Origin of the sequence: uncultured Dysosmobacter sp., from assembly GCF_947631635.1 — a bacterium.
Lineage (GTDB): Bacteria > Bacillota > Clostridia > Oscillospirales > Oscillospiraceae > Oscillibacter.
In genome coordinates, this window is the sequence record NZ_CANRMB010000036.1 from 25,942 (window position 1) to 32,591 (window position 6,650).

Annotated in this window: 13 protein-coding genes; all 13 read right to left on the reverse strand. The window is 65.8% G+C overall.

The features are described 5' to 3' along the window. Positions 1-71: 71 nt before the first annotated feature. Positions 72-602 (reverse strand): antiterminator LoaP, encoded by a 531-nt coding sequence (gene loaP / locus Q0Z71_RS15040; RefSeq protein WP_298024542.1) that lies wholly within the window; start codon positions 600-602, stop codon positions 72-74. Continuing rightward, the gene (locus Q0Z71_RS15045; protein WP_298024544.1) at positions 592-1,161 is read right to left on the reverse strand and encodes a phage protein Gp27 family protein; all 570 of its coding nucleotides are present in this window, start codon (positions 1,159-1,161) and stop codon (positions 592-594) included. Before Q0Z71_RS15045 ends, loaP begins: the two co-directional genes overlap by 11 nt. 2 nt (positions 1,162-1,163) lie before the next feature. Then, on the reverse strand, positions 1,164-1,481 hold the full coding sequence (locus Q0Z71_RS15050) for a hypothetical protein (RefSeq protein WP_298024547.1): 318 nt from the start codon (positions 1,479-1,481) through the stop codon (positions 1,164-1,166). Between the two features lie 17 nt (positions 1,482-1,498). Continuing rightward, entirely contained in the window at positions 1,499-1,798 is a 300-nt protein-coding gene (locus Q0Z71_RS15055; protein ID WP_298024549.1) for a hypothetical protein, read from the reverse strand. 99 nt (positions 1,799-1,897) lie between these two features. After that, a complete protein-coding gene (locus Q0Z71_RS15060) occupies positions 1,898-2,212 on the reverse strand; it encodes a Mor transcription activator family protein (protein WP_298024551.1) in 315 nt (104 codons plus the stop codon). Beyond that, positions 2,181-2,633: a phage protein GemA/Gp16 family protein gene (locus tag Q0Z71_RS15065; protein ID WP_298024553.1), complete on the reverse strand. Its 453-nt coding sequence runs from the start codon at positions 2,631-2,633 to the stop codon at positions 2,181-2,183. The genes Q0Z71_RS15060 and Q0Z71_RS15065 overlap by 32 nt, the downstream gene beginning before the upstream one ends. 26 nt (positions 2,634-2,659) lie before the next feature. Then, entirely contained in the window at positions 2,660-3,175 is a 516-nt protein-coding gene (locus Q0Z71_RS15070; RefSeq protein WP_298024555.1) for a host-nuclease inhibitor Gam family protein, read from the reverse strand. A 1-nt stretch (position 3,176) separates the two neighbouring features. Then, positions 3,177-3,566 carry a DUF4406 domain-containing protein gene (locus Q0Z71_RS15075; protein WP_298024557.1) on the reverse strand — a complete coding sequence of 130 codons (390 nt, stop codon included), beginning with the start codon at positions 3,564-3,566 and terminating at the stop codon, positions 3,177-3,179. Continuing rightward, entirely contained in the window at positions 3,566-3,733 is a 168-nt protein-coding gene (locus Q0Z71_RS15080) for a hypothetical protein (protein WP_298024559.1), read from the reverse strand. The genes Q0Z71_RS15075 and Q0Z71_RS15080 overlap by 1 nt, the downstream gene beginning before the upstream one ends. 14 nt (positions 3,734-3,747) lie before the next feature. After that, positions 3,748-4,716: an AAA family ATPase gene (locus Q0Z71_RS15085; RefSeq protein ID WP_298024561.1), complete on the reverse strand. Its 969-nt coding sequence runs from the start codon at positions 4,714-4,716 to the stop codon at positions 3,748-3,750. A gap of 88 nt (positions 4,717-4,804) precedes the next feature. Next, positions 4,805-5,215, reverse strand: coding sequence for a helix-turn-helix domain-containing protein (locus Q0Z71_RS15090; RefSeq protein WP_298024563.1), 411 nt, complete (start codon positions 5,213-5,215; stop codon positions 4,805-4,807). Between the two features lie 11 nt (positions 5,216-5,226). Continuing rightward, entirely contained in the window at positions 5,227-5,547 is a 321-nt protein-coding gene (locus tag Q0Z71_RS15095; protein ID WP_298024565.1) for a hypothetical protein, read from the reverse strand. A gap of 38 nt (positions 5,548-5,585) precedes the next feature. Then, positions 5,586-6,650: Mu transposase C-terminal domain-containing protein (locus tag Q0Z71_RS15100; RefSeq protein ID WP_298024567.1), on the reverse strand; the 1,065-nt coding region annotated here is incomplete at its 5' end.

Below are 6,650 nucleotides of genomic sequence, written 5' to 3' on the forward strand. Positions count from 1 at the left end.
TGCTTTCTCCCTGATGTTCCCCCGGTGTCGGCGCGGCGACGCATCAGCGCGCGCCCACTTCCGGGTTCTTGTTACGGTGGGGCCTTCTCGTCGCCCTGGGCGGCCGTCTGCTTCACGATGATGCCCACGTCCACCCGGTGCGTCTCGCCCAGCACAGGGACCTCCACGGTCGCCCTGCGGCCCCTGGCGTTCACCTTCACGATCCGGGCCTCCAGCTTCGCCAGGGGGCCGGACGTGATCACGGTCTTGCCGTCGATCTTCTCGCCCACCGACATGCCGAAGTCCCGGCCGTCAGGGGAGAACAGCAGCACGGTTTCCATCTGCTCGTCGGGCACGGCTTCGGGGCCGTTGGTGCCCAGCAGCCGGATCACGCGCGGCAGCTGCTTGATGTAGTAGTAATTGCGCGGGGACATCCCCACGCGGATGAACACATAGCTGGGGAACACGGTGCGCCGGATGGGCCACCAGTTGCCGTGGCGGCGCTCATGCAGCACTTCGGCCGGGGCCAGGGCCTGCATCCCGGCAGCGGCCAGCCGCTGCGCGGTCTCTGCCTCGCTGCCGGTCATTACCTGGGCGACGTACCACTTCGGCTCATACTTCATCGCGCCCCGCCTCCTCCGCCGCTGCATCGCTGACCAGCTTTTGCAGCCGGGCCAGCAGGTCAGGGTCGCCCTGGACGGCCTGGCGCATCCTGGCCTTCACGTTCCGCTCCACGGCCTCGATGGCCGCCAGGCGCTCCTTGCGCCACCGCTCCTTGTAGATGGTGCTGCGTTGCAGCTGCACCAGCAGGCGGCCCGCCTTGTCCAGCGGCATGGCGTCGAAGTCCTCGTCCGCCGTGGCGATCCTGCGGGTCAGCCCGTCGATCATAATGGCGGAGGCAAGTTCCGTGCTTTCCACGTCCTGGTTCTCGCGGATGAATTGCAGCAGGGCCGTGGTCTGTTCCGACGCCTCTTTCAGACGCCGCGCCGCGCTGTTGTGGCGCATGGCGTACCGGCCCACCGCGCTGCGGCTGATCTCGTAGCCCATGGCGGTGATGGCGTCGGCGATGTCCTGGTAGGTGTAATTCACGTCGGCCAGCATCGCGTCCAGCTTCGCCCGGATGTCGTCTGGCAGTTCATCCACGCGGGACTTGATGCGGTTGCGTTCCCTCTGATCTCCCATGGTCAGACATCCACGCCCTGGTCCTCAATAGTGCCTTCCACCAGGTCCACGCCGGTGGGCGTCAGCTTGATGAAGGCAGACGGGGGGACCACGCCGCGCAGGATTTGTTCGGCCGCTTCCTCGCCGATCACTTCGATGTACTTCTTGCCAGACAGATAGTCGATATACTGGGCGATGTTCGGGACCGTCACCATGTTGCTTTCCAGCAGACTGTTGACGATGGTCCTGATCTCCACCGGCACCGGCTGCACAGAATACAGCAGGGCCAGGATTTCGCCCCGGACGCGCTTGTTCGCCTTGACTGTCAGGTTGGACGCCATTGTGGCCGCCCCCTTTCTCAATTATTGTTATTGTTCCGGCTCAGCTGGTCCAGTATCTTGTCCAGCTTCGCATCGAACCCCGCCACCGCGCGGATGAAGTCGTCCCGCATGGTGTACTTGAACGGCAGTTCGTTCATGGTGTCGTTGAACTCCTTTTGCAGCTTGTCGATCCGCTGCGTGGCCTTCTCGTCCACCTCGTCGATGCGTTCCTGCAGGTGCTTGTCGCGGGCGTCCAGCTGATTAAGTTCCCGTTTCAGCAGGAAGCAAATCACGCCGTAGGCCACCACCTGGATGATCCACGTCACCCACTCCGACATGTGCCAGCACCTCCAGAAAAAGCAATACCGCGAAGCCTTGCGGCCTTCGCGGTATTATTGTACCGGGTTTCCCCAGTGTGGTATATACGAAGCAATTCTTCAACTTTGCCCCCCGTCCATGTCGAACAGGCTGCATTGTCCCGGCCCCGGCTCGTCCTTGCAGATTTCCTGCACCCACCGCACCGTCAGCCCGAAGTCCTGGGCCAGCTTCTCGGTGTTGTACCCGTTGTACTGTTCCCGGATCAGGCGGTCACGGGTGGCGCGGGTCAGGGCCTCCACCTTCGGGACGTAGATGTTGGCCCCGCCGTACTGTTCCGCCAGGGCCAGCAGCTGCTGCACCCCCACGATCTCCGCCAGCGGCCTGTACTGTTCCGGGATCATTTCAATGGTCAGGCCGTCCGTCCATCGCGCCATTGTGGCCTCCTTTCCGCTCTCCGCGCCCGCCCGCCACCATGGCCTTCATGGCCTCGATGCAGTTGCGGGTGCTTTTCTCGTCCAGGAAGGTGGGGTGCGACACATGGTACCGCTTCTCCAGGAAGGACCGCAGGCGGCGGGGGTCGTCGCTCCACCCCAGCTTCCCGGCCAGGGCGTAGATTTTCGCCACCTGCTCCTTGGTGGGCCGGTCGTGCGGTGCCGTGCTTTCCTGTCCGGCCAGACGTTTCAGCCGGTCGATCACGTTCTTGGCGTCCAGGCTGGTCAGCAGCTTGATGCTGTCCTTGCCCGTGGTGTTCTCCACGACGGCGTGCAGGGACTCACTGTCCAGGCCGCCGCTGCGGGCCAGGGCGTAGATGCACCGCATCTGCGCCGGGGTCAATGCTCTGCTGGGTGCGCCCATCGCTGCCCCCTCCTTCCTGCGGGCCGTCAGCCGCGCTCCAGCTTCTCCCGGTCCGGCTCGTACCAGAACACGTCGTCCACCTTGATGCCAGCGCCAGCGTCCACGATGTCGGCGGCGGGGTACTTCCGCAGCGCCTCCTTGTCCACCGTGGGGGACGGGCACCTGATGCAGTCGTCCATGCCCTTGCTGCGCAGCTTCTCGATGATGGCCGCCAGCTTCGCCCCCGCCTTCGGCAGCGTGATCTTGGTGGACTTGCGGAACCCCACGCTGCCGAAGTTCAGCGCCTTGGTTTTCCGGCCCTCCATGTCGTCCCGGTGGGCTTCGGCGTACTCCTTGATCTGCACCTCCAGCCGCTTGATGCCCTCGATATACACCCGGCTCTTGGCCTCCGCCTCCGCCTTCGCGGCGTCGATCTTCTCCTGCATGTCGGCCTCGAAGCCCTCCACCGTGCGCATGTTGTCGCCGATGGTAGCCAGGGCCTGGTTCACGTCGTCCCAGCTTTCCAGGGCCGGGACATTGTCCTCTACGCGTTTTCTTGCCATTTTAGTGTCCTCCTTGATTGATGATGTCGGGCGGCGTCGCCGCCCCGGTCAGGTTGCCGATCATATACACCGGGATGTGCTGGTCGGTGGCGGCCTGTATCTCCGCAGCCATGCCCGCGCTGATCCGGCCGCCGAACACCCACACCTCGCTGCACATGGTCAGCAGCTTGCGGGCCATGCGCAGGCCCGCGTCGCGCTCGGTGGGGTCGCTGTCGTCCATGAAGCGCGGGAACAGCAGGTGCGGGGCCAGTGGGATGCCGCCGTGTTCCCACACGGCCCGGCAGTATTCCTCGGCCCGCCTGGCGTTCTCCGCCCGGTCCCCTGCATAGGGGCTGCAGACGTAGATCACCGGGTCCCCGGCCAGGGCGCGGGGCTTCGGCAGGTATTCCATCAAATCACCCCCGACAGGACCAGCGCCCCCAGGAACAGCCCGCACACCCCTATCAGGATGCCCAGCACACCCGCAGCGGGTGCCCGCTTCTTCCTAATGCAGACGATGCCGACGTACCAGAACATGGACGCCACCAGCACCATGTAGATGCCGAAGAAAATGCGCACGCTTTCGCCCTCCTTTAGTACATCAGTTTATATTTCCGGGCACTTGCCAGGATGTCCTCGGTGATGGTGCCGCCTTCGGCGGCCTCCAGGCAGATGTCCAGGATTTCCACGAAGGTGCCCATGCCGCCGTGCTTCACGTCGGCGGCGATGCCCGCCAGGTCCTCCGCCGCCCCCGGCTCCACGTTGTAGCTGCGCAGGATGTCGCGGGTCTCGGTGCGGTCGATGCCGTTCAGCTTCAACTCCACCTTGCGCCGGTACAGCTGCGCCAGGTTGTCGTGGCGGCCCCGGCCACGGGTCAGCATCCCCTCCAGCACGTCCGTGCCGCACAGGATCACCGGCGTGCCGGTGTTGTCCCATATCTTCCGCAGGACCTCGAACTTGTCCACGTCCCACTTCGCCAGGTACTCCGCCTCGTCCACCGCGATCAGCACGTCCTTCCGCGCCGCCAGCGTGGCGATCAGGGCCTGCGTCTTGTGGTAGTTGTTCCCCCGCAGGCTGATGCCCAGGGCGCGCCCGATGGTCTCCAGCATGTCGCCCACCCGCATCTGCGGCCAGGCTTCGATGTAAAGCACCCCCGGCTGCACCTGGGCGAAGTGCCGCAGGATGGTGGTCTTGCCGCTGCCGGGGTGGCCCACCAGCACGCCCATCTTCCGCTTGGTCCAGACGTAGGAACACCAGCCCATGGCCTCCTTGAACTCGTGGGTCTCGAACAGTTCCACGCGCGTCTTGTATTGCACGGGCGCGGCGGGCTTGTCCGGCCCCAGGCGGTCCTCCGCGCCCTTGATCTCGCCGATGGCGTCCCACAGCTTCTGCTCGTGTTCGGGCTTCATGCGCAGCCCCTGGTTCACCAGCTGGCTGATGGCCGTCCTGCTGATCCCCGTCCTGTTCGCCAGCGCCGCGAAGGTGATGCCCTCGCTGTCGCGCAGCCGCCGCAGTTCTTCGGGCAGGTTGCCCTGCTCCCTGTTTTCTGCCAGATTTGTCATTGTGTCAGCACTCCTTTCGTTTGGCTGTAAGCGCCGCGCCCCCGGTGAAGGGGGCGGTCCCGGCTTTCACGGGACTGGGCCTTGGGCCTTATTCCTCGTCGGTGATGTCCTCGGTGTCAGCCTGCCGGGACCAGGCCACCGAAGTGTGGCCGCACACCTGGCAGCGCAGCACCTCCACCGTCACGTTGCGGTACTTCTCCGCCAGGACGTACTGGCAGGCGTCCAGCATATACCTGCCGTCCGGCCGGATGATAACGCCCGGTGCCCACTGGCACTTGGTCGCCTCGTCGCCCTCTGCCAGCCCCAGCAGGCCGTTCACGCTCACCCGCAGGCAGGCGGCGATGGCGGGGATGTGCCGGGCCGGGATGTCCCGCCCCAGCCGCAGCCAGCTGTTGACGGTGGACAGGGGCACCCCGATGGTGTCGGCCAGGTCTCGCTGCGTCTTGCCGGTCTGGCGCAGGCGCATGGTGATGAACTCGCCCATCTGCTTGGCGTCCATTCCCGCACCCCCTACCACACCATGGCCCCGTTCAGCGTGGCGAACAGGGCGAACAGGGCGATGAAGGTGAAGCACGCCGCCATGCCCGCCACCAGGTCGCCGCCCTGTTCCATGTACCCCACGCACCCGTAGGCCAGGAAGAAGAACAGGGCCGCCAGCCACCCGAACGCCCGGCGCTTCCACGTCTCGCGGGCGGCCCGCCGTCTGGCCCGGCGCTGCCGCTCTGCCCGGATGTTCCGGGGCTGGTGCCGCAGGCCCATGGGCACGCCTGCGGGCTGCCACTCCGCATCTACCACCGGCCGGTGGCTGTTGTCTGTCCTCGCTCTTTCCATGTCTTGCACTCCTTTCGTTTTGTCACGGATGGCGCGCATTAACGTGCCTTCCGAAGTAGGTCGTCGCCCATGGCCGCGAACATGTTGCGCACCACATCCCGGCCCTCGTCCCGCTTGCGGCCCCGCCGCGCCGCCTGCTGCTGCCGCCGCTCGGTCTTGGCCTTGGCCGCCTTCTCGTACTCCAGGCCGAAGAAGGTCGGGTCCTGCCTGGCCTCCACCTCGTCGGCGAACACGGCCCGGCTGGCCCTGGCGATCCTGGCGCGGGTGTCGCGCAGCTGCGCCCGCTGCCTGCCCACATGGGCCGCCACCTTTTCCTCGTCCTCGCCCACCAGCTGGAACCGCTCGTGCGGCACCGCTTCGCACAGGAACTGGCCGCCCATCAGCACGGTCACGCTTTCCAGGTCGTTCCTGTCGTAGCGGATCACCACGTCGGTCCCTGCCTTTCCGATCATGGCGTCGTCCCAGTAAATCCGGTTCTTGAACCTCACGCCCTGCTGGGTGATCTTCCGCTCCGCCATTTCAGTACGCGCCACCGACAGCATCTCCCAGCTGGGCTGGTCGTCCCTGGCGCGGGGGAGGCTGTTATACATGTCCAGGGGGGTGCGTCCGCCGTACCCCTCGTGCGGCCGGTTGTGGTAGGCCGGGAACACGTCGTCCCGCAGCCATTCGTAGAACTGGTCCATCGTCCACAGCTGCCCATGCTCCAGCTGGTGCCGCAGGTCCCTGGAGAAGTCCTCCGGCCGCTCCTTCGGGCTGCCGCCGCACCAGCCGGGGGCCTCGCGGATGTAGATGTCCTCCAGCGTGCCGAAGAACCGCTCCACGTTCTTGGCCCAGCCGTGGTATGGCTGCGCGTGGTGGATTTCCACGCCGAACAGCTGGATCACGCTGTTGGTGGCGATGTTGCGGTTCAGGTAGCCCAGGTCCCGTTCCTTCACCAGCCCGGTCTCGAAGGTCTTGCTTCGGTAGTCCTTGCCGTTGTCGATGTAAAGGGCGGCGGGCAGGCCGTAGAAGGGGCTGTGCTGCGTGTGGGCCACCGCCCGCGCGAACGCCTCGGTGATGGTCGTCGTGTTGGGGCTGACGCACAGCACCCACCCCACCAGGCA